This window comes from Geobacillus sp. 47C-IIb (genome assembly GCF_014679705.1).
GTDB classification, from domain to species: Bacteria; Bacillota; Bacilli; order Bacillales; family Anoxybacillaceae; genus Geobacillus; species Geobacillus thermodenitrificans.
Window position 1 is genome coordinate 761,169 of sequence record NZ_CP061473.1, and the last position, 22,377, is coordinate 783,545.

General features: G+C 51.1%; 27 protein-coding genes and 1 pseudogene. 3 read left to right on the forward strand and 25 right to left on the reverse strand.

Annotation, left to right across the window (positions count from 1 at the left end; translation table 11 throughout):
* Positions 1-3 precede the first annotated feature (3 nt).
* The 21 genes and pseudogenes from dxs to IC804_RS03915 all read right to left on the reverse strand — a co-directional run bounded on the left by dxs (position 4) and on the right by IC804_RS03915 (position 16,642).
* Complete coding sequence (gene dxs, locus IC804_RS03815) at positions 4-1,896, reverse strand: 1-deoxy-D-xylulose-5-phosphate synthase (protein WP_011887782.1); 1,893 nt, start codon at positions 1,894-1,896, stop codon at positions 4-6.
* Positions 1,897-2,160: 264 nt separating this feature from the next.
* Positions 2,161-3,054: a polyprenyl synthetase family protein gene (locus IC804_RS03820; RefSeq protein ID WP_008879803.1), complete on the reverse strand. Its 894-nt coding sequence runs from the start codon at positions 3,052-3,054 to the stop codon at positions 2,161-2,163.
* 3 nt (positions 3,055-3,057) lie between these two features.
* Positions 3,058-3,288 (reverse strand): exodeoxyribonuclease VII small subunit, encoded by a 231-nt coding sequence (locus IC804_RS03825; RefSeq protein WP_008879804.1) that lies wholly within the window; start codon positions 3,286-3,288, stop codon positions 3,058-3,060.
* Positions 3,285-4,631, reverse strand: coding sequence for an exodeoxyribonuclease VII large subunit (xseA, locus tag IC804_RS03830; protein ID WP_008879805.1), 1,347 nt, complete (start codon positions 4,629-4,631; stop codon positions 3,285-3,287). Before xseA ends, IC804_RS03825 begins: the two co-directional genes overlap by 4 nt.
* An 11-nt stretch (positions 4,632-4,642) precedes the next feature.
* Positions 4,643-5,497, reverse strand: a complete 855-nt coding sequence (gene folD / locus IC804_RS03835; protein ID WP_011887783.1) for a bifunctional methylenetetrahydrofolate dehydrogenase/methenyltetrahydrofolate cyclohydrolase FolD — start codon at positions 5,495-5,497, stop codon at positions 4,643-4,645.
* A gap of 90 nt (positions 5,498-5,587) precedes the next feature.
* The gene (gene nusB / locus IC804_RS03840) at positions 5,588-5,980 is read right to left on the reverse strand and encodes a transcription antitermination factor NusB (RefSeq protein WP_008879807.1); all 393 of its coding nucleotides are present in this window, start codon (positions 5,978-5,980) and stop codon (positions 5,588-5,590) included.
* 200 nt (positions 5,981-6,180) lie between these two features.
* A complete protein-coding gene (locus tag IC804_RS03845; RefSeq protein WP_008879808.1) occupies positions 6,181-6,585 on the reverse strand; it encodes an Asp23/Gls24 family envelope stress response protein in 405 nt (134 codons plus the stop codon).
* A 10-nt stretch (positions 6,586-6,595) separates the two neighbouring features.
* Positions 6,596-7,951 (reverse strand): acetyl-CoA carboxylase biotin carboxylase subunit, encoded by a 1,356-nt coding sequence (gene accC, locus IC804_RS03850; RefSeq protein ID WP_008879809.1) that lies wholly within the window; start codon positions 7,949-7,951, stop codon positions 6,596-6,598.
* Positions 7,952-7,966: 15 nt separating this feature from the next.
* Positions 7,967-8,485 carry an acetyl-CoA carboxylase biotin carboxyl carrier protein gene (gene accB, locus IC804_RS03855; RefSeq protein WP_008879810.1) on the reverse strand — a complete coding sequence of 173 codons (519 nt, stop codon included), beginning with the start codon at positions 8,483-8,485 and terminating at the stop codon, positions 7,967-7,969.
* A gap of 146 nt (positions 8,486-8,631) precedes the next feature.
* Positions 8,632-9,192, reverse strand: coding sequence for a SpoIIIAH-like family protein (locus IC804_RS03860; protein ID WP_008879811.1), 561 nt, complete (start codon positions 9,190-9,192; stop codon positions 8,632-8,634).
* 23 nt (positions 9,193-9,215) lie between these two features.
* Entirely contained in the window at positions 9,216-9,902 is a 687-nt protein-coding gene (gene spoIIIAG / locus IC804_RS03865) for a stage III sporulation protein AG (protein ID WP_190300692.1), read from the reverse strand.
* Positions 9,838-10,419, reverse strand: a pseudogene (gene spoIIIAF / locus IC804_RS03870) (stage III sporulation protein AF); the annotation flags it as partial. The pseudogene spoIIIAF and the gene spoIIIAG, both read right to left, overlap by 65 nt.
* A gap of 10 nt (positions 10,420-10,429) precedes the next feature.
* The gene (spoIIIAE, locus tag IC804_RS03875) at positions 10,430-11,593 is read right to left on the reverse strand and encodes a stage III sporulation protein AE (protein WP_008879814.1); all 1,164 of its coding nucleotides are present in this window, start codon (positions 11,591-11,593) and stop codon (positions 10,430-10,432) included.
* A 12-nt stretch (positions 11,594-11,605) separates the two neighbouring features.
* The gene (gene spoIIIAD, locus IC804_RS03880) at positions 11,606-12,007 is read right to left on the reverse strand and encodes a stage III sporulation protein AD (protein WP_008879815.1); all 402 of its coding nucleotides are present in this window, start codon (positions 12,005-12,007) and stop codon (positions 11,606-11,608) included.
* 6 nt (positions 12,008-12,013) lie between these two features.
* Positions 12,014-12,220 (reverse strand): stage III sporulation protein AC, encoded by a 207-nt coding sequence (gene spoIIIAC / locus IC804_RS03885; RefSeq protein WP_008879816.1) that lies wholly within the window; start codon positions 12,218-12,220, stop codon positions 12,014-12,016.
* 17 nt (positions 12,221-12,237) lie between these two features.
* Entirely contained in the window at positions 12,238-12,750 is a 513-nt protein-coding gene (gene spoIIIAB, locus IC804_RS03890; protein WP_008879817.1) for a stage III sporulation protein SpoIIIAB, read from the reverse strand.
* Positions 12,747-13,667, reverse strand: a complete 921-nt coding sequence (gene spoIIIAA, locus IC804_RS03895) for a stage III sporulation protein AA (RefSeq protein ID WP_008879818.1) — start codon at positions 13,665-13,667, stop codon at positions 12,747-12,749. Before spoIIIAA ends, spoIIIAB begins: the two co-directional genes overlap by 4 nt.
* Positions 13,668-13,728: 61 nt before the next feature.
* A complete protein-coding gene (locus IC804_RS03900) occupies positions 13,729-14,010 on the reverse strand; it encodes a YqhV family protein (protein ID WP_008879819.1) in 282 nt (93 codons plus the stop codon).
* 196 nt (positions 14,011-14,206) lie between these two features.
* Complete coding sequence (gene efp, locus IC804_RS03905; RefSeq protein WP_008879820.1) at positions 14,207-14,764, reverse strand: elongation factor P; 558 nt, start codon at positions 14,762-14,764, stop codon at positions 14,207-14,209.
* A 28-nt stretch (positions 14,765-14,792) separates the two neighbouring features.
* Positions 14,793-15,854 (reverse strand): M24 family metallopeptidase, encoded by a 1,062-nt coding sequence (locus tag IC804_RS03910; RefSeq protein WP_008879821.1) that lies wholly within the window; start codon positions 15,852-15,854, stop codon positions 14,793-14,795.
* A 257-nt stretch (positions 15,855-16,111) separates the two neighbouring features.
* A complete protein-coding gene (locus IC804_RS03915) occupies positions 16,112-16,642 on the reverse strand; it encodes a YqhR family membrane protein (RefSeq protein WP_008879822.1) in 531 nt (176 codons plus the stop codon).
* 195 nt (positions 16,643-16,837) lie between these two features.
* On the opposite strand from IC804_RS03915, the gene IC804_RS03920 reads away from it, so the two are divergent.
* Together IC804_RS03920 and IC804_RS03925 are read left to right on the forward strand one after the other, a co-directional pair.
* On the forward strand, positions 16,838-17,764 hold the full coding sequence (locus tag IC804_RS03920; protein ID WP_171355469.1) for a DUF1385 domain-containing protein: 927 nt from the start codon (positions 16,838-16,840) through the stop codon (positions 17,762-17,764).
* A 22-nt stretch (positions 17,765-17,786) separates the two neighbouring features.
* Complete coding sequence (locus tag IC804_RS03925; RefSeq protein WP_008879824.1) at positions 17,787-18,143, forward strand: SA1362 family protein; 357 nt, start codon at positions 17,787-17,789, stop codon at positions 18,141-18,143.
* Positions 18,144-18,252: 109 nt separating this feature from the next.
* Here the strand turns inward: IC804_RS03925 and IC804_RS03930 are convergent, their stop codons facing one another.
* The 4 genes from IC804_RS03930 to IC804_RS03945 form a co-directional block, all read right to left on the reverse strand.
* A complete protein-coding gene (locus IC804_RS03930) occupies positions 18,253-19,137 on the reverse strand; it encodes a patatin-like phospholipase family protein (RefSeq protein ID WP_008879825.1) in 885 nt (294 codons plus the stop codon).
* Positions 19,138-19,227: 90 nt separating this feature from the next.
* The gene (gene mntR / locus IC804_RS03935) at positions 19,228-19,653 is read right to left on the reverse strand and encodes a transcriptional regulator MntR (RefSeq protein WP_008879826.1); all 426 of its coding nucleotides are present in this window, start codon (positions 19,651-19,653) and stop codon (positions 19,228-19,230) included.
* Positions 19,654-19,785: 132 nt separating this feature from the next.
* Positions 19,786-20,811 (reverse strand): spore photoproduct lyase, encoded by a 1,026-nt coding sequence (splB, locus tag IC804_RS03940; RefSeq protein ID WP_029761062.1) that lies wholly within the window; start codon positions 20,809-20,811, stop codon positions 19,786-19,788.
* 102 nt (positions 20,812-20,913) lie between these two features.
* The gene (locus IC804_RS03945; protein WP_011887789.1) at positions 20,914-21,954 is read right to left on the reverse strand and encodes a DUF2332 domain-containing protein; all 1,041 of its coding nucleotides are present in this window, start codon (positions 21,952-21,954) and stop codon (positions 20,914-20,916) included.
* A 230-nt stretch (positions 21,955-22,184) separates the two neighbouring features.
* On the opposite strand from IC804_RS03945, the gene IC804_RS18455 reads away from it, so the two are divergent.
* Positions 22,185-22,358 carry a hypothetical protein gene (locus IC804_RS18455; protein ID WP_223812889.1) on the forward strand — a complete coding sequence of 58 codons (174 nt, stop codon included), beginning with the start codon at positions 22,185-22,187 and terminating at the stop codon, positions 22,356-22,358.
* Positions 22,359-22,377 lie beyond the last annotated feature (19 nt).

A 22,377-nucleotide genomic window follows, 5' to 3' on the forward strand; every position in this document is an offset into this window, starting at 1 on the left:
TTCTCAAGCCCTTTTCTGTTTTCTTGGCATAATCGTTTTGATGCGATCAGCGACATGGGCTGCCGTCAGCCCGATTTCGTCCAGCAGCTCGCTGACACTTCCATGCTCGATAAAGCGATCAGGAATGCCCATCCGTTCAATGACCGCCTGGTGGTAGCCATGGTCATGGGCAAATTCAAGCACGGAACTGCCAAAACCGCCTTGCAAGACCGCCTCTTCAATCGTTAATATCGGCAGACGGCTCTCGAGCAATTCGTGAAGCATCGCTTCATCCATCGGCTTCAGAAAGCGGGCATTGACGACTTTCACCGACACGCCGTCTCTCGCCAACTGTTCAGCCGCCTCAAGCGCCATCGAAATCGTCGTCCCAAACGTTAAAATCACCGCATCGCTGCCGTCGCGCAGCACCTCCCATGTGCCGATCGGAATTTCTTTCAGTTCCTCATCAAGCGGAACGCCAAGTCCGTTACCGCGCGGAAAACGCATGGCGATCGGCCCGTCATCATAGCGGAGGGCAGTGTACACCATATGCTGGCCTTCGTTTTCATCCTTTGGCATCATCAAAACAAGGTTCGGCACATGGCGCAAAAAGGCGATGTCAAACACCCCTTGATGTGTTTCGCCGTCAGCACCGACAAGTCCGGCGCGGTCAATGGCGAAAAAGACGTTTAAATTTTGCCGGCATACGTCATGAACCACTTGATCATATGCCCGCTGCAAAAACGTCGAGTAAATGGCCAAAAACGGTTTCATCCCTTGCGTTGCCAGTCCGGCCGCAAGCGTCGTCGCATGCTGTTCGGCGATGCCAACATCAAACATCCGATCCGGAAATTCGCTCGCAAACCCTTCAAGCTTCGAACCAACCGGCATCGCCGGTGTAATGGCGACAATGCGCGGGTCAGTGCGGGCAATCCGGCGTACTGTTTCACTGACCAGCCCGCTCCATGACGGTCCCCCTTCTTTTGTCTTGACAAAGGTGCCAGTTTCGATTTTGTATGGCCCTGTGCCGTGCCACGTGCCGACTTTGTCATTTTCTGCCGGGCTGTAGCCTTTCCCTTTTTTCGTGATCACGTGCACAAGAACCGGGCCTTTCACCTTCTTCGCATAGCGCAAGTTTTCAAGCAAATCCTCAAAATCGTGGCCGTCAACCGGACCTAAATACGTAAACCCAAGCTCCTCAAAAAACACGCCGGAAACGAGCAAGTACTTTAAACTGTCCTTCAACCGCTCAGCGGTCGCCGCCAACTTGCCGCCGACCGCCGGAATGCGTTTGAGCAACAGTTCGAGCTCGTCCTTGACCCATTGGTATTTGCCGGCGGTGCGCAGTCGGCCAAGAATGTTGTGCAACGCTCCGACGTTCGGGGCGATGGACATTTCATTATCGTTTAAGATCACGATCATATCCGTTTTTTCATGACCGATATGGTTGAGCGCCTCAAGCGCCATCCCACCGGTCAACGCTCCATCGCCGATAATCGGCACAATGTATTCATCCGTCCCTTTCAAATCGCGGGCGATCGCCATTCCCATCGCTGCCGACAGCGATGTCGAGCTATGACCGGTTTCCCAGACATCATGCTCGCTTTCACTCCGCTTCGGAAACCCCGACAGCCCTTTATATTGCCGAAGCGTATCAAACTCGGCGGCGCGCCCGGTCAAAATTTTATGCACGTACGACTGATGGCCGACGTCCCAAATGAGCTTATCTTTCGGGCTGTCAAACTCCCGATGAAGGGCGATCGTCAGCTCGACGACCCCTAAATTTGGACCGATATGTCCGCCTGTTTTCGACAGCTTTTCAATTAAAAATCGCCGGATATCGGCGCTTAACTGTTTCAGCTGGGGAATCGACATGGTTTTTACCACGCGCGGATGTTCAATTTTCGTTAAGTCCAACAAGATCACTCGCTTTCATTTGGTCGTTCTCCGAGCCGGTTCTCCCATGATACAGGTAGTATTATTATACATGATTCGGCACGAAAAATCGACTTTTGCCGATGAAGCAAGGCCATGCCGTCCGTTCTGTGAGTATAGCACAAAAGAAATGCAGAAAGAATCGGGCGGGGAGTTGTGGCACCTACTTGTCGAACGGAGAACAAAAAACAGCCGCCTTCGGTTCCGAATCAAAACAAACGCGGAGCGAAGGCGGCTGTCTCATGATTAGTGGTCGCGGACAGCGACAAGTTCGCAAATATAGGCGAGCGTGGCACCATCAACATCAGCTTGCTGTAAATGACGCTTCGCCGCATCAATATGAAACGCCAGTTTTTCTTTTGCACCGGCAAGCGACAGCAGCGCCGGGTAGGTGGCCTTATGATTTTCACGGTCGCTGCCGACCCGTTTTCCAATTTTCTCTTCCGTTCCTTCAATGTCAAGAATATCGTCACGAATTTGAAAGGCGAGACCTAAATGAGCGGCAAATTCGTTAAGCTCGCGCATTTGCCGGGCATCGGCGCCACCGAGTAGCGCCCCGGCATGCACACTATATTGCAGCATTTTTCCGGTTTTGTGACGGTGGATGTATTCCAGTTCGGCGAGCGCCAGTGTTTTTCCTTCTCCTTCCATATCAGCGACTTGCCCGGCCACCATCCCTTCCGGGCCAGCCGCTTTCGCCAGCTCTGCGATCAACTGCAGTCGGACATCAACAGGCACACGTTCATCATGGATCTCGGCGATCAATTGAAACGCGTACGTCAACAGCCCATCTCCCGCCAAAATGGCCATCGCCTCACCAAACACTTTATGGTTTGTCGGCTTGCCGCGCCGTAAATCATCATTGTCCATGCTCGGCAAATCGTCATGGATAAGCGAATACGTATGGATCATTTCAATCGCGCAAGCCACCGGCAGGCCGAGCGACGGATTTTGGCCGAGCGCTTGAATCGTTGACAACAACAAGAGCGGGCGAATGCGCTTGCCGCCGGCTTCAAGCGAGTAAGCCATCGCTTTTTTCAGCGTCTCCGGACCATGAAGCTGAGCAATGTAGCGAGACAATGCCGCCTCAACAGCCTGTTTTTGCTCGTTTAAAAATTGTTCAATCTCAAGCGACGCCACCTGTCATGCCTCCTCTGGCGAAAAAGGAACGAGCTCGCCGTCTTCGCGCAACATATACTCGAGCTGTTTTTCAACGTGCTGCAATTTATCATGGCAAAGTTTCGACAGTTTCATGCCTTCTTGAAAAAAGGCAATGGCATCTTCAAGCGGCACGTTTCCCTCTTCCAATTTTTCAACGATCGATTCCAGCTGTTTCATTGCTTCTTCAAACGTCATTTCTTTTTCTTCGCTCATGTCGTTTTTTCCTCCACTCCCATCACTTGGCAATCGACTTGTCCGTCTTGAACCCGGATGGACAGGCGCTCACCGACCTGGAGTTGACCGATCCGTTTCACAAGCTCGTGCCGCTCATTGTACACCAAACTATAGCCGCGTTCCATGATGCGGAGCGGGCTGAGCGCTTCCAGCCGAGCGACATGGGAACGAAAGCGGAACGCATGGCGCTCCAAGGCGGTGCGCATCGCTTTTTCAAGCGCGACGGCGGTCGCTTTTTGCCGCTCTTTCATCCGCTCAAGCTCCGCCTCCGGGTGATGGCGCCACAGTCTCAGGTGCAATTCTCGCAGCCGCTGGCGTTTTTTATCCACCAGCCGTTCGCGTTGGCGGGCGAGTCGTTCGAGCAACGCGTCGAGCTGCTGCTCTTTTTGTTCATAAAGACGCTTCGGATAGCGGAATGCGTACGACGCCTGTAGTCGAGCGAGCCGCTCCTGGTTGGCCGCCAGCCGCTCTTTCATGGCACGGATGAGCCGCCATTTCCGCTCGGCGATCCGCTCAGCCAACTCCCCGATGTGCGGCACTGCCAGCTCAGCCGCCGCCGTCGGCGTTGGCGCCCGCAAATCCGCGACAAAATCGGCGATGGTAAAATCCGTCTCGTGGCCGACGGCGGAAATGACCGGCACGCGGGAAGCGAAAATGGCGCGGGCGACGATTTCTTCGTTAAACGCCCACAGCTCTTCAATCGAGCCGCCCCCGCGACCGACGATAAGCACGTCAACCTCGCTAAAATCATTCGCCCGCTCGATAGCGCGCACGATCGACGGCGCTGCCCCTTCCCCTTGCACGAGCGCTGGAAATAAAATGACTTTCGCGAGCGGATAGCGACGACGAATCGTCGTCATAATATCCCGCACCGCCGCCCCGGTCGGTGACGTGACGACGCCGACACAGCGCGGAAACGCTGGCAGCGGCTTTTTATGAGCCGACGAAAACAGCCCTTCCGCTTCAAGCCGCTGTTTCAGCTGTTCGTACGCTAAATATAGGCGGCCGATGCCTTCCGGCTGCATTTCTTTCACATATAGTTGATAGTTGCCGTTCGGTTCATAGACGGAAATTTCCCCACGTACGAGCACGTTCATTCCGTCTTCGGGGCGGAACGGCAAATGCTGATTGTAGCCGGCGAACATGACCGCAGCGATGCGCGCCTCGCTATCTTTTAATGTAAAGTACATATGGCCGCGCGAATGCTGTTTAAAGTTTGAAATCTCACCTTTTATCCATAAATCGCGCAAATGGGGATCAACGTCGAATTTGCGCTTGATGTATTTTGTCAGCGCTCCGACGGTCACGTATTTTACTTCCACAAAAAACGCCCTCACTTCGCAGCGAGCTGCCGTGCTGCTTCCATCGTATTGTGCAACAGCATCGTAATCGTCATCGGCCCGACCCCTCCCGGCACCGGCGTCACATAGCTGGCCACTTCTTTGACGGCGTCGAAATCGACATCACCGCACAATTTGCCGCTCTCCAGTCGGTTGACGCCGACGTCAATGACGACCGCTCCCGGCTTCACATGTTCCGGGCCGATAAGGCGTGCCTTGCCGACAGCAACGATTAAAATGTCAGCCTGGCGGGTGATGGCGGCCAAATCCGGTGTTTTCGAGTGAGCGTAGGTGACGGTCGCATGTTCACGCAAAAACAGCTGGCCGACCGGCTTGCCGACGATATTGCTGCGTCCGACGACGACAACATGCTTTCCGGCGATGTCGATGCCCGCCGATTTGACCATCACCAGTACGCCGTGCGGGGTGCACGGAAGAAACGCCGGCTGGCCGATCATCATTTTTCCAACATTAATCGGATGAAACCCGTCGACATCTTTTTCCGGAGCGATTGTTTCAATCACCGACCACTCGCGAATATGAGCAGGTAGCGGCAGCTGCACTAAAATGCCGTGCACTGTCGGATCAGCGTTCAGCTCTTGAATTTTGGCGAGCAACTCTTCTTCGCTGATCGTGGCCGGAAATGTGTAAAGGAGTGAACGAATGCCGACTTCGGCACACGCTTTTTGTTTTCCTTTCACATAGGAATGCGATGCGGGGTCGTCGCCAACAAGAATGACGGCCAGTCCCGGTTCGATGCCGTTTGCCTTTAACTTTGCTACTTCATCCGCCAATTCGGCGCGAATCGTTTTTGCCAATTCCGTTCCGCTAATGATTTGTGCTGTCATTGTGTCTCGCTTCCCCTCTCCTCATTCATTGGTCAATATGAGTCCGCCTACACCTAGGTAAATCGAAACTTCGTTTGCTGCTTGCGGTTGTTACTTTTGCAACGCCGCTTTCACTTTTGAAAGCACGCCGTTGACAAAGCTTCCGGATTTCCAATCGCCAAATTTTTTCGCTAGTTCAACCGCCTCATCGAGGCTGACACTCACTGGCACGTCATCGACATATTTCATTTCATACGTCGCCATTCGTAAAATAACCCGGTCAACATTGGCGACCCGCTCGAGCTTCCATTTTTCCAAATTCGAGCGCAACAGCTCGTCAATTTCCGCCCGGTGCTCAATAACACCGAATACGAGCTGGCGCAAAAACGGATCCACTTCGCCGCTTCCTGTCACATTGCCGATCGCCTCATCAGGAGGAATGTGACCAACATCGATTTGGAATAGCGCCTGTAACGCCTTTTCGCGTGCTTCATGCCGCTTCATTACCTTCCTCCTCCCTAAACACGAACATTTATATTGAAATCATATCATATTTTTCGGAAAAAGCCAGCCCTTTCCCACAAATCATTAGCGATACCGGTTTGCTACCGCTAGCCGTGCTAACGGCCCCGTTCATTACAATAACAAACTTTGGCGAAAAAAACAAAAGGCGGCTGCTTCGAAAGCAGCTGCCTTTTGTTGCGTTACCGTTGTTCGACCGCATCTTGCTCCGGCTTTCCGGTCTCAAACTGGATGCCGACAATGTGGACGTTTACTTCGCTCGTTTCCAAGCCAGTCATGTTCCAAAGCGCTTGGCGCACATTTTCTTGCACTTTTTTCGCCACGTTTGGAATCGATGCGCCGAATTGAACAAGACAGTACAGATCGATCACGACGCCGTCGTCGCGCAAGTCGACTTTCACACCTTTGCCATGATATTTTTTGCCGAACCGTTCCGCGACGCCGGCGGCGAAATTGCCGCGCATTTGCGCGATGCCGTCAACTTCGCTCGCCGCGATGCCGGCGATCACTTCAATGACCTCCGGTGCGATTTCCACTTTGCCAAGCCCAGCATACTCCTGACTGGGTTCAAACACATGTTCAGACATAAGGCACCTCCTATTCCGCCTTCATAATATCATATAACTCCAAAAACTTTGTATTAAACTCGCCGCTTTGAAATTTCTCATGCTCCATTAATTTTATGTGGAACGGAATCGTCGTATGAATGCCTTCGATGATAAACTCGCCAAGCGCTCGTCTCATGCGGGCGATCGCTTCCTCGCGCGTCGGTGCATGGACGATCAATTTAGCGATCATCGAGTCGTAATACGGCGGAATCGCATAACCTGGATAAGCAGCGGAATCGACGCGCACACCCGGCCCACCTGGCGGCAAGTACATGGCGATTTTCCCCGGCGACGGCATGAAGTTTTTCGCCGGATTTTCCGCGTTGATGCGGCATTCAATCGCCCAACCGTTAAAGACGACGTCCTCTTGGGTGAGGGACAGCTTTTCACCGGATGCGATGCGGATTTGCTCTTTCACTAAATCGACGCCAGTGATCAACTCGGTGACTGGATGCTCGACTTGAATGCGCGTATTCATCTCCATGAAATAAAACTCGTTGTTCCGGTGGTCGAAAATAAATTCAACCGTGCCGGCGCCGGTGTAATTGACCGCTTTTGCCGCCTTGACCGCCGCTTCGCCCATTTTTTGGCGAATCTCATCATCGAGCGCTGGCGATGGAGCTTCTTCAACAAGCTTTTGCAGCCGGCGCTGAATCGTGCAGTCGCGCTCGCCGAGATGGATCGTATTGCCGTACGAATCGGCCAGCACTTGAATCTCAACATGGCGAAAATCTTCAATATACTTTTCAATATACACGCCTGGATTGCCGAATGCAGTTGCCGCTTCTTGCTGAGTGATGTTAATCCCTTTGATGAGCTCCTCTTCGTTGCGGGCGACGCGAATCCCTTTTCCGCCGCCGCCGGCCGTCGCTTTAATGATGACCGGGTAGCCGATCTCTGCGGCGATGGCCCGCGCTTCATCAATGCTTTCAATCACTCCGCGCGATCCGGGCACGATCGGCACGCCGGCTTCACGCATCGTCTCGCGAGCGATATCTTTAATGCCCATTTTTGTAATCGCTTCCGGACTCGGACCGATAAACGTAACATTGCACTCACGGCACAGCTCGGCAAATGCCTCATTCTCCGCCAAAAATCCGTAACCCGGGTGAATGGCGTCACAACCGGTTAGCGTGGCGACGCTCATGATGTTCGTGAAATTTAAATAACTGTCTTTTGAAGCGGTCGGTCCGATGCAGTACGCCTCATCCGCGAGCTGCACATGCAGGGCGTCGCGATCAGCTTCCGAAAACACGGCGACCGTCTCAATGCCGAGCTCGCGGCAAGCGCGGATGATGCGGACAGCGATTTCCCCGCGGTTTGCCACTAACACTTTTTTGATCATTCTCCGTTCTCTCCCTTATTCAGGCTTGACCAAAAATAACGGCTGGCCGTATTCGACGAGCTGGCCGTTTTGCACGAGCACCTCGACAATTTCGCCGTCGACTTCCGCTTCAATTTCATTAAACAGCTTCATCGCTTCAATAATGCAAACAACCGTATCTTTTTTCACTTTATCGCCCGGCTTCACATAAGGCGGCTTATCTGGCGCCGGAGCAGCGTAAAACGTGCCGACCATCGGCGACGTAATTTGGTGGAAGTTGCCCTCTGGCGCTTGCTTGACTTCCGGAGCAGCTGGTTTTTCCGCTTCTGGAGCCGGCGCTTCCGGAGCGGCTGTTTGAACCGGAGGAGCTGTCGGAGCCGGTTCAACAACGACCGGAGCAGCAGGCGTCGCCTGTACGGCTACCGTCGGCTCGGCTGCAACAGCCGTCGCGGCTTTTTTCATATGTACTTTCGTTTCACCTTGTTCGTATACAAATTCGTCGATCGAAGATTGGTCAACCAACCGAATCAATTCACGGATTTCTTGAATTTTCATCGACCTCACACCTTTCTTCCATTGTCAAGAAGTCCATTCTTAGCAGAAGGTAATAAAACGCGCTCATAACGATTATACACACAACCATAGGACAAACAAAAGGTTTTTGTGCAAAAAAGAAGCTGCTCCTATATCGAGCAGCACGTTCATCCCGCCGGCTGGAACTCAACGGTCACATATTCGGCGTCCGGAATTTCCTTTTTCACCATATGGATCACTTCGTTGGCCGATTTGGCTGAGCTTTCTTTCGCTTTAATCGTCACGCGCACTTGGTCGTCATCAGCGCGCACGAACACATCTTCATAACCGCCTTTTGATTTAATAAGTGTCTCCAATGTCGCTTCTTTTTCAGACAGAGCTTGCAGCTGTTCAATTTTATCCAACGCCTCATTTTTCTCTTCCGCCGTCGCGTTCGCCGAAGCGACGATGGCGTTCAGCTCATCGCGCAGCCGGCTTCGTTCATCTTCAATTTTCATGCGCAGCGCCATAAACAAATCATCGTCTGTTTTGTCAGCTTTTGATGGATTGTCTTTCGCCCCCGTTTCTTCAATGGAGACACTTGGCTGTTCTTTTGTTTTATCTGCTTTACCATTGGTGGTAAACGCTGTGCTGTCCCCCATCTCTTTTGGCGCCGTCACGTAATAGACCGATAGCACAACCACTAAGCTTAACATCGTCAACAGCCACACGGTTTGTTTTTTCAACATGCCGATCTCCTCCCCTTACCCGGTCATTTTTTCGGCAAGACAGCGACGCGATAGCTTGGAACGTTTAACACTCGCGTCACAGCCTCGACAATCCATTTTTTAATTTGCAAGTTGTCCGCTCCTTTAGCGACGACAAGCACGCCACGAATGTCAGGCTTTTTCGTGGCGACAACAAGCGGCGTTTCTTCTTCGCCGTTGCGGATAATGATCACTTCTTCATTGGTTGACTCGTTTTCAATCGTCCGTTTTCCGCCTTCCTTGTCGCCTTCCTTCGTTGTTTGCTTCTGGGTCGATCGTTTTTTCTCAAATAATTTCAACTCTGTCGAATCAAGGTTGACAACTACGGTGACATCCTCCACTCCTTCAATGGCTTCGAGTGCGGCTTTTAATTCTTTTTCATACCTTTCCTCATAGGCGGCAATCACTTTCTCTTTCGTCTCTTTGCTTGACAAAAACGCCGGCTCGGATGGAGCATCTGATTGCTCAGCGGAAGGCGTTGCCGGAACATCTTCCCCACTTTTCGTAAAGTGGCTCACTACCATAAGCGCAACGCCGGCCAACAACAGGGCCACAACATAGGAAAACGGCATTTTTTTTCGGACTCCATCCCCGTCCCCTTCTTTCGGCGGCGAGGAGAAGAGCCGTTTTATTTTTATCGACTTCCCACTTGCCGGCGAGAAAGGTGCGCACCTCTTCGGCCAGCGATGCATCGCCCTCAAGCGAAGCCGGTGGTTTCGTCGTATCGATGATGACCGGCTCCACCGTCCCGGCAGGTTGTTGTTTAGAAAGTACGACTTCGATCCTCTCGATGTCATCCGGCATGCGCCAACTTTCTTTGTCATCAGCGTAAATGTTGACATCAGCCTTCAATCCATACTTTTCCATCAACTCCTCATTTACGTCGTTTTCCAACTGGACAGCCATTTGTTCTAAAATATATGCGCGTTGTGAAGCTTGTATTTCTTTTTTCTTTTGCTCGATTTGATTTTTTATCGTTTCATCGCTCGTTTGGCCGTCGGAAAAACGGGCGATTGCCGAAGCGACTAGCTGTTCCGGATCAATCGAGGTGAGCTGGAGCACGGGCCTGAGCATCACGAGCAACAGCATGAGTCCGATGGCCATTTTGACATATTTTTGCATCGTTCCGGACGGCAGCAAAAAGTCGATGACGATGGCAAACAGCAAAAACAAAATGATGTTCGTAACCCATTCAATGACAAACTGCATACCGTTCCTCCTAGCGGACCATCATCGTAATGTTCCCTGCCATGACCATAACCGTAAGACTGAGGAAAAACATCAGCGATACGATGAGCAGCGCCGCTAACACATAGCCGATGCTTTTGCTGATGATGTTGAGGCATGAAAGCACCGGCCCGCCGCCGAGCGGCTGCAATAAGGCGGCTGATAGTTTGTAGACGATGACAATCGCGAAAATTTTCACCGCTGGAAAGAGAGCGATCATTAATAAAATCGCTACCCCAACTAACCCAACAGCGTTTTTCAGCAGCATGGAAGCAGCGACAACTGTATCGGCGGCATCAGTAAACAGTTTGCCGACGACTGGAATGAAGTTGCCGGTGACAAACTTCGCCGCCCTTAAAGCGACGCCATCCGCCACCGCCGTTGTTGCCCCACGCACTGACATCACCCCAAGAAAAACCGTTAAAATGATGCCGAGCAAACCGAGGGCGACTTTGTTCAACAAATCGGCAAGCTGGGTCGCCTTATACCGGTCGCTGAGCGTGCTGACAATAGCAAGTAGCGCCGCCAGCAACAAAAGGGGCAATGTGACATATTCAACGACCGTCCCTGTTGTGTTCATCAAAAACAAAATGATCGGGTGAAAAAACGCTGCCGATACAACCCCGCCAGAAGAAGCAAGCAGCGCGAGCAGCAGCGGGATGAGAGCGATGATGAAATGGCTCATCGTCTGCACTGCCCCAAGTGCATAGTCAGCAGCGAGGCGAAAGCTATTTAGAGCAATCAACAACAGCACCATATAGATGACCGCTTGGGCAATTTTGCTCACCTCCTGCTGAGCGAACGCGTTTTGCAACGATTGCAGCACCGTGCTGAATACAGCGAGCAAAATGAGCGTGCCGAGCAACTTCCCGTTTACTTGCAATTCGTAAAATAAGTAACGGGTGAGCGCTTTCAGCCATTCAGCAGGCGACCATTGCCGCTCACCGCTTAAAAAATCGGCAAGTGATCCTTTTTCGCTTTCCGGCAAAAAGCCGCCGTATTCGTTGACGATCGTTTCCCAATAGCGGCGAATATCGCTCACATCAAGCCGGGCGAGCTGCTCACTGATAGACGGCTCGTTGCTTTCAGCTTGTACAACTAGCGGACAAAAAAAGAGAAAAAGCAGTCCGGCCATAAGGAACGCTGTCCGTTTCAATTCGTTCCCTCCTTATCGTGCCGTCGGAATGAGGCTAACGACCGCTTCAATAATGGCGGTCAAAATCGGAACAGCAAGCGCCAAAATGACAATTTTGCCGCCGAGCTCAATTTTGGCGGCAATCGCCCCTTGACCAGCGTCCTTGGAAATTTGTGCGGCAAATTCGGCAATGTAGGCAATGCCGATAATCTTCAACATCGTTTCTAAGTACACCATTTGGATATGGGCGCCCTCCGCCATTTCCCGCAGCATCAGCAAAATTTCACTAATTTGGTCAACAAGCAGCAAGAAAATCGTGCAGCCAACAAAAACCGTTAATAAAAAGGCGAGGTTTGATTTTTGTTCCTTTAACAATGCAACTAAAAACGTCGCAATCAACCCGAGGCTGACAATTTGCAAAATATCAATGGCCAATCCCCCCTACCCGTGAAACAAAAAGACGTCTTTAATTTTTTGGAACAAATCGCTCACAATCGAGGCGACCATAAACAAAATATAAATAAAGCCGAGCAGCGTCACCCATTGGGCGTATTCTTTCCGTCCCATCTGATCGAGCACCGTATGCAAAAACGCGATGACGATGCCGACGCCGGCGATTTTTAAAATGATATCGACATCGATGCCCATTCATTCCTGCCTCCTGTCTACATGAGTAAAATAACGAGCAGCAGCCCGGCCAACACACCTAAACTTTTCGCCATTTTGGCATAGCGAGCTTGATTGTCGATCGCTTCCTCTTCCTCCCGCTCTAAATGGGCGAGCGCCAACGCGATTTGCTTTTGCTGCGTCAGCCGGTCATACTGGCCGAGCGTGGCACCAAATTGCTTCATCACTTCCAATTCCCCTTGTTTCAGCGCTGTTTTCCCCCATGAGGCTTGTAAACTTTTCTCCCATGCCTCCACCACGCTCGTCTCTTCGTTGCGCAACGTCTCGGCAAACCGAAAAAACAACTCGCATACTGGGGTAGCCGTTTGCCGAGCGATATGGGCAGACGCTTCAGCGAGCGGCGTATGCCCGTACATCACTTCAGCCTCAAGCGCCCTGAGCGCTGCTTTCAGTTGGCGGAGCTGGCGCGGTCTCTCATACAAAGCATGGGCGGCCGCGAATCCTAGCCATGTCGATGCGGCAATGATGAGCAATGCACCAAACCATTTCATCGGCTTACCACCGTCCGTTGTTCATACAACACCGTCCCACTGGCATCGAGAATGCGCCGGATCGCGCCAGGATGGGGGATGTTCGTCAGTTCAATAAACCGTTCAAATACCTTTTGCTCCATCACCGAACCTAGCGTCGGCCGCTGTTGAACGTCTTTGATGCTGCGACCATGCACGGTCGTCCATACAGAGACGCCGGCGTTCGCTGCCTCGAGCACCGCTTCACTATCTTCCTCACGCCCAATTTCATCGACGATAATGACATCCGGGCTCATCGAGCGGATCATCATCATCATTCCTTCCGCTTTCGGACAGGCATCCAACACATCGAGACGCGGGCCGAAAGAAAATTGCGGAATCCCTTTCACACAGCCGGCGATTTCCGAGCGCTCATCAACGATCGCCACCTTTTGCGCTGGGATGCGCTCTGTTCCGCTGCTGATAAGGCGCGCTACGTCGCGCAGCAACGTCGTTTTTCCAGTTTGCGGTGAACCGATGATCATCGTGTGGCACCAACGTCCATCATACACATACGGAATCAGTGGATCGGCGATGCCGACTTGTTCTTTGGCGATGCGGATATTAAAAGAGGCAACGTCACGAATGGCCTTCACCTTGCCGCCTTCTGTGATGACCTTGCCGGCGAGCCCGACGCGATGCCCCCCTTCGATCGTCATAAACCCGCGCTTTAGCTCTTCTTCGACAGCATAAATTGAATAACGGCTCAATTTGTTCAGTAACTGCACGCCATCCTCTTTCGTTACCTCATATGGCAATAAGCGGGCCGTTCCGTTGGCAATCACCTCAAGCGGCCGGGAGACGCGGATACGGATTTCTTCAATTCCGTCACGCCATGAAGGGAGCTGCTGCACCGCCATAGCGATCGTTTTCGGCAAAATTCCCCATACCGCTTCCATGGCCCTCCTCCTTTTCTCGTGGACTAGTTCATATGTATGGGCGGAATATGCCGTTTATTCCTTACTTGTAAATAGCAAACAAAATGAGTGCCACCCCAAGCGCGACAAGTCCAAGACGGGAAAACGAAAGCTCGTCCGCCAGTGAAAGCAGCCCGATCGTCATCGTCACGATCATCACAGTCGGGCCGACGACGGCGAGTCCAGCGTTGATGGCGAGCGCTTTTTTGACATCGTTGAACGCCAACATCAATAACGCTGCGCAGAGTTCAATGAACGCCGATAACATCCGCATACTGGCCATCGCCAACACGGACGGATCGAACGATCGCAGCCAATGTTTCATAGGCCCCTCCTGTTTCGAAAAATGGGATTGATTAGTACAAACGTATGCGGGAACAAGCCATTTCAGAAGAAGTTTTTGGCGGTGAAAACAGAGATGAACATCAAAGCGGCATGAAAACCAGCCAATCTGCTTTCATGCATAAAAAAACAGCACCAGTCCGGAATTTTCCGGACTGGTGCTGTCCCTTTTTGGCTGCTTATGCCCGCGAAACGTACGTACCGTCAGCCGTGTTAATGATGAGCGTGTCGCCTTCATTGACGAAAAACGGCACTTGAACGACAAGACCGGTTTCGAGCTTGGCCGGCTTCGAACCGCCGGAAGCCGTGTCACCTTTGATGCCCGGCTCTGTTTCAACGACTTTCAACTCGACGGTGTTCGGCAGCTCAACACCGATCGTTTCGCCTTGATACATCATGATAAATACTTCCATGTTTTCTTTTAAGAACTTCAGCTCATACTCAATTTGTTTCGCTGGCAGCTCGATTTGTTCGTATGTTTCCATATCCATAAAGACATGCAAGTCGCCGTTAGCGTATAAATATTGCATTTTGCGCGTATCAATTTGTGCCCGGTTTACTTTTTCGCCAGCGCGGAACGTCCGCTCTTGAATGGCGCCGGTACGCAAGTTGCGCAGCTTCGAACGGACGAACGCCGCCCCTTTGCCCGGCTTAACATGCTGGAACTCAAGGACGCGCCAAATCTCGCCGTCGACCTCAATCGTAAGCCCTGTGCGAAAATCGTTCACTGAAATCATTGACTGAAATTCCTCCTCACGCAATCCGTTATAAAATGATTAGTTCTTTCGGCGAATGAGTGAGCGCTTCGTTCCCGTCGCCAGTAATGACTGTGTCGTCTTCAATGCGCACCCCGCCAAGTCCCGGGATATAAATGCCCGGCTCGACGGTGACGACCATGCCCGGCTCGAGCACCACATCAGAACGGAACGAAAGCGTCGGCCCTTCGTGAATCTCAAGACCAATGCCATGGCCCGTCGAATGGCCGAAATAGTCGCCGTACCCTTTTTCGCGGATATAATCGCGCGTTAACGCATCAGCCTCTTTGCCGGTCATGCCTGCCTTAAGACCGTCCATACCGCGCCGCTGCGCCTCAAGGACGATATCATAAATCGTTTTCAGTTCGTCGTTGATTTCGCCGACGGCAACCGTCCTTGTGATATCGGAACAATATCCTTTGTAGTAAGCCCCGAAATCAAGCGTGACAAGCTCGCCGCGCTCAATCGTTTTCTCTGACGCCACCCCGTGCGGCAACGCCGAACGGTAACCGGACGCGACGATCGTCTCAAAGGAAGAAGAAGACGCTCCTTGCTTGCGCATAAAAAACTCGAGCTCATTCGCTACTTCGATTTCTTTGACACCCGGACGGATGAACGACAAAATATGGGCAAATGCTGCATCGGCGATTTCCGCTGCTTCCTTTAATATCTTAATCTCTGCTTCCGACTTAATCAAGCGCAACTTTTCCACTACATGAGCCGTGGGCACAAGCTCGGCGCTGATCGCTTCCTCATACGCTTTATATGCCGCATACGTTACATGTTCCTGCTCGAAGCCAAGCTTTCCGATACCAAGCCGCTTTACTTGCTTCGCAATTTCCTCAATGATCGGCCCGCTATGTTGAACAATCTCAAAGCCTTCGACTTGTTTGGATGCTTGTTCGACATAGCGGAAATCTGTAATAAAAACCGCCCCTTCACGGCTGACAATCGCGACGCCGGCCGTGCCGGTGAACCCAGTGATGTAACGTCGATTGTAGCCGTTTGTCACTAAAAGCCCATCAATATGCTGCTCCTCAAGAAGCGCCCGAAGTTTTTCCAGCTTTTCCATCCTTCATTCTCCTCTTCCCGTGAATTTGCCCTCTCCCCCACGCGTCAGTAGACCATGAAATGGGGGCTTTTCAGCTACGATCATGCCAAAGGAGGCGCCATTCATCGGCTTGACACGACCGTTCGTCACCAGCTATAACGCGATGCCAAATCGCACGAAAACCTTCTTTATTTTACCATAAGAGGAGAAGTTTCCGCTATACATCGGTTTTACAGAAGGGGCATCATTTTTGTTAAGTTAAATGAAGGAGCTCTTCGTCAACTTCCTTCCTTCGCTGCCTCTTTCCCGGCGCTTTGAGATCCCCGATTCATTTCCTGTGTCTCAAAGGAAATCGAATATCCGACGAACACCCCGTATAAAATGTATAAACAAAGTGTCGTAATGACTGTATTCATGTTCAAATCAGCGACCGGTTGGACGTTTGGAAATAACGGATTGAATAAATAAAAGATCACAACCCACAACGCAGCACCGTATAAAATGCCTGGCCACATACCACGAATTTTTCGCAGCAACGCATAGTAAAGAAGCGCCGCGGCAATGGAAATGACACCGATCAACACGATTGCCACATAGTTGCCCACTTTTCCGTGTTTCCATTCACCGGCGACCCAAGGAGTCAAAATCATGTTTGGGCTGATTTCGCTAAAGTTGAAAAAGTGGGCTAAATAGCCGATTAGACTCCAAAACACCCCGCCGACAAATCCGATAATGATCGTTTTTTGCAGGAGTGTCATGGGCCGCTCTGTTTTCTCCTGCTCGAGCTTTCCTTGTTGTTCCGCCATCATGCTGCACCTCCTTGTCCGTTAGTATGACCTACAGCTTGTCGCACCATGAATCAAGCGAAAAAAATGATTGGCGTTGTGTAAATAATGGATTTTTTGGCAATCATAACAATAACATCAACCTAGAGGTTTCCGAACGTTTCCTGTAGAATAAAATAATAAACATAAAAATAGGTTGGTGTTTGCTTGATGAAACAAATGGATAAACCGTTATACGGCGGCCAAGCGGTCATCGAAGGAGTGATGTTTGCCGGCAAAACGCACTCTGTCACCGCTGTTCGCCGCAATGATGGAACGATTGAATACTTTTCCTTGCCGCGCCGCGCCAATCCGACGCTGGCCGCCTTTAAGAAAATTCCGTTCGTTCGCGGCATCATCGCCATTATCGAAGCGAGTGCGAACGGAGCCAAACATTTACAGTTTGCGAGTGAGCGGTATGAGGTGGCTCCAGGGGAGGAACAGGAGGCGGTTGAGGAAAGCAGCTCCAAACTGACGCTCATTCTCGGCGCTGCGGCCATCGGTGTACTGTCGTTTCTATTCGCCAAAACGATTTTTACACTCATCCCGGCGCTCGCCGCTGCTTCTTTCAAACCGCTTGTCCCCGGGAAGACAGGACAGATTTTGCTTGAAGGGGTTTTTAAACTTGCTCTGCTGCTTGGCTATATTTACTTTATTTCGTTAACGCCGCTTGTGAAGCGCGTCTTCCAATACCACGGCGCGGAACATAAAGTCATCAACGCCTATGAAGCGGGCTGGCCGCTAACCGTTGAGCATGTTCAGCGCGCCTCGCGCCTTCACTATCGGTGCGGCAGCAGCTTTATTTTATTTACGGTCATCGTCGGCTTATTCCTTTATTTGTTCGTGCCGACCGATCCGCTTTGGCTGCGGATTGTTAACCGACTTGCCTTAATTCCTGTTGTACTTGGCGTTTCGTTTGAAGTATTGCAGTTTACAAATAAATTGAGAGATGTTCCGCTGCTGCGTTGGCTCGGCTACCCTGGGCTATGGCTGCAGCGGCTGACGACAAAAGAACCAGACGATGCTCAAGTGGAAGTGGCCATCGCCTCGTTTCAGCAGCTTCTTCAGTTGGAAGCGGAAGCTGAAGCGAAAAAAGCGGCACAGTAATTGACTAAAGGGGGTGGATTCATTGCGGCGCAGGGCCATTCACCCACTCGTCGGTCTCATGATCTTGCTTGGAACGCTTGGTATTGTCTATACCCTTTTTGCCCATCCGACGGTGCTGTTCCGCCAGCTGTTGTTTGTTGCAATGTTTGTAGCCGCAATTTATCTCTTTTATCGTTTCGTGTATCAACGTCGATTCGATAAAGAACGGTTGTCGTATTTAAAAGCGGTGCGGCAGTCGAAAAAGCTCCATCCCCGTTCCGGGCGCAAGCAGCCAAAGCCGGCGAAACTGAAACGGCCGCTGAAAAAGCGGACAGCAACCCCGCATTTAACCGTGATCGATGGAAAAAAAGGCAAAAAAAAGAATCGAGCTTCGTTTTAGCTTGATTCTTTTTTTGTCTACCGCTGTCCGCGAGAGAAGGGTGATGCTCCTTGGCGCGTGATTATCCGATTTTCTTCATCGAGGGTGTCGCAATCACACCGTTCCTTACCTAGTATGCCCATTGCTGCAAAAATTGCCGCGTCCGCTCGCGCCCGTAATCGATAAGATTTCGCCGCACCTCCGGATCGACAGAAAACTCGGTCGAAATGACGTTTTTTACTGGTAAAAAGACGATATTTTTTTCATGGCGGCGGGAAATGTAGCGGGCGTCATGCGCCTCTTTCATCGCTTCAAACAGCGCCTCATACAAATGTAAAGCATTGGAGATTTTTTGTCTTGGTCGCTCGCCTGGCTTAGCGCTCAGCTGGATGCCAAGCACCGGTCGCTTTTTCGTCCGCTTTTCCTCATCAAAGAGAAAAAGCGGAAAGTTGCTCAACACCCCCCCATCGACGATGAGAGCCGTACCGTTTTTCCCTTGGAGGCGAACCGGCTCGAAAAAATAAGGAATGCTAACGCTCATCCGCACCGCTTTGGCGACGGAAAACGAGCTCGGGTCAATGCCATATTCGTTTAAATCGTCCGGCAGCACGACGATGCGACCGTTTGTGACATCAGAGGCGACGATATACAAACTGCCGGCCGGCACATCTTGAAACGTCCGCACCCCGCGGGCGGCAAGCACCGACTCAAGCCACTGTTCAAGCACTTTTCCTTCATAAAGACCGAGATGCCAATAGAGACGCACCCACTTCCAGATGGAAAAGGGAAGCCATGACGCCGATTCATCCAAAAACTGCTTAAGTTCCAACTCCCCAAGCAAGTCTGCGATCTCGCGAGCACTGTAGCCTGCCGCTAGCAGCGCGGCCAACATCGCCCCCGCACTCGTCCCGGCAAGCCGTTTCCAGCGCAGCCCTTTTTCCTCAATGGCCTCATACGCTCCAATCAAGGCAAATCCTTTCACTCCACCCCCAGAAAAAACGATATCGATGTCCACTGCTGCCTCCCCCTTCTCACCGTTTTATACAATATGTAAGAAAAAGGAGAGGCGTTTAGTACGGAAAACAAAAAAAGAGCAAGCAACGGCTTACTCTCCTTGTTCATTGCGCTTTTGGATATTGCGAAGCGCTTCTATGCGGCGTTCGTCCTCTTGAAAATATTGCACTAAATCGCCAATTCGGTCGATGGCGTTCCAGCTCAAATGATGTTCAATCCCTTCCACGTCGTGGTAAATGTTTTCCTCGTTGACACCAATCAAACGAAGAAACTGCTCAAGCAGCTCATGACGATAAACGAGCCGCTGGCCAATTTTCTTCCCTTTCGGCGTCAAAACGAGACCACGGTATTTTTCATACACTAAATATTCATCCTTATCGAGCTTTTGCACCATTTTCGTCACCGAGGAGGGATGGACGGACAACGCCTCCGCGATATCAGAGACGCGGGCATAGCCCTTCTCTTCAATCAAAATATAAATTTGTTCAATATAATCTTCCATGCTCGGTGTCGGCAACGTTTGTCCCCTCCTGCCATGTTCACCTGCCATAGCATAACGAAGCCATTCCATCCATGACGATTCGTATCCCCTGGACTTCCTGACAGGCAAAAAAATAGCAATCAATACCATTATATCATACAGAGGGGATTACGTAAAATATTGCACATAAGCGCCCGGAAAAAACTGTTCAATATAGCGGCGCATTGTGTCTTCGAGCTCCTTCGCTTCCTCGTCACGATACACATACTTGCCGATCCCATATCTCCCCCATTTGTACTTCCGCTTCGTCTCATCAAGGTCAAGTCTCGTTTTCGGATATCGTTGCTCAATCACTCGTTTCGCCGGCTTGGTAAACCGGTGTTGAATAAGCTCAAACGTCAAATCCGACAAGTCCATCCCTTCCAATTGCCGAGCGAGCTCCTGAAACAATTCGAAATACCCTCGTTCCCAACCTTCATGCCGGTAAATCGGCGCGACGACAAAGCCAAGTTTATAGCCGGCGCCGGCCACTTTGCGCGCCGCTGCAAGCCGCCCGTCAAAGGAGGACGTTCCCGGCTCGAAATGGTTGATGACATAGCGGGAGTTGATGCTGAAGCGAAACCGCGTCTTACCGTTATGCCGGGCATCCAATAAATGGTCAACATGCTCATATTTCGTCACAAACCGGAGCCGGCCGTAGTCGGTCGCACCAATAAACTCGATCGCTTTTTTCAGCGAATGGGTCAAATGATCAATCCCGACAATGTCGGACGTGCACGCCGCCTCGAAACGGGTGATCTCGGGCGCGCGCTCGTTAATATATTTTTGTGCCTGCGCGAAAATGTCGTCCAAATTGACATACACGCGAATGTACGGCTTGCTTCCTAATGTCGTTTGCAAATAACAATAATGACAATGGCCCATGCATCCGGTCGCCAATGGAATCGCATACTCCGCGGACGGCTTCGAGGAATCGAATTTCAGCGTCCGCCGTACACCAACAACGAGCGTCGATTTCGCGTTTCGATACCGCGCCAGCTCCGTCTCTCCAGGAATGCCGCGCACTTGGTTGTGTGACGTCGTCTCCCGAATCTCAATTCCCATTTGCGTAAATTTCTCATACAGTTCTTTCCCGAGCGGATACGACAACGCCTCCGGCTCGAAATACACAAGTTTGGGCACAAACGGTTTCATTCATTTCCCTCCATGTTCTCCGTATTTGATGTTAGTATGATTCAAGGATGGAGGGAAATCGCGTGCTTCTTTTGCTTGGCATCATTTTTCATGGAAGGCTCATTACCCCCAATTTGATATGTTCATCTCCCAGCGAAACCAACGACCATGCCCATCGGTTTCAGCCACGATTTTCCGATATTCTCGGCCGTCAATCATGCCATCCAGATGCAATTTCCGATCCCACATGTTGTTATACACATGGAACAAATCCCGCTGACAGCCGATTTCGTGAATCTGTTCCATCAACATATGTTTTGCCTCCTCGGACATTTGGTTTGCGACATGCGTATGGAAAATGCAAACAACAGTATCCGACGGAACTTGTGCCACGATCTCAGCAAGAAGTTTGACCCCGTCCCCCTCGATCAGGCGCACCGGCATTTGTTCAAGTCGACGGGCCGCTTGTGCAAACAGTTGGCGCCGATCATGATGTTCAGGCCAAATGAGCGCCTCCATCCATCGTCGATCATCCTCTTTTTTCAAGTCAATCACATGCAAATCGATACCGATCCGTTCGGCAACCGGCGGGCTTTCCAGTAATAAAAAAGGCGACCTGTCTCCATGAATGTTTGAGGTAATAAGAACATCAGAATATACATTTCCATAGGAACCTTGCTGTCCATAATTGTACCGGTACTGATCCCACACCAGTTGCAAACCGGCGCTTGTGCCAATTTCAATGAGTGACAAAGGCTTTTTCACTTGTTCGTAAATCCAGCAAAAAACAGGATATAAATACGAACAGCGCCGGACTTCATTTGTTTGCACGAGCCGATAAGCCAATATGTCTTTCAGATCTTCCCAGTAACAAAGGCAAAAATCACGGAAATAAGGAAAAGCAGTTGCCGGCGGCCGTGGCTTCTTAACGATACTTCCGTAAAACTCTCGCAACTCATGTTCATACCCTTTCAACAGCAAATCATGTACTGCCCCAAACAACAAGTTGGGAACTGGCTGGCCGCTGCGAGCGTGCGAAGCAAGACAGAGAAGCTTCTCATCTGCAGCGATGTGAAAAGAGAGATGTTCATACAACGGACTAGATCCTCGGCATTCATGGACGGCAAAACGCCGAAACCGTTCGGCAATCCATGCGAAATTCAAGTTGATCCCCTCGTTTCTTCAACCTTTCACAAACTTCTTTGCGTCTCGATCGGAATCCAACGAACCAATTCGATCCTTTCGCTCACTATTTCGTTGCCACCGACTCGTTTTCCTCTCAAGCATTTATCCGACTTTGCGATACACCATGATAAGCGCGCAACCGCAAAAAAACTAAACGGACGAGAGAGAGTTACGCTGTCTCGCGAGCTGATTGATCGCTTCGTGCAGTGTTGAAGGAAAAACGGCAACCGATTCATAAACGAGTTGACCGCCTCGGGGAACGGCAAATCCATCGTGAGGACAAGCTGGATCATTTCATCATCGAGGTGCGGAGCCACTTCAAAAAAATCGAAGACGAACTGGCCGACCATCGCCGTATGTTTGAACGATTGTCGAATGATTGATGCAACACGAACATCGTCA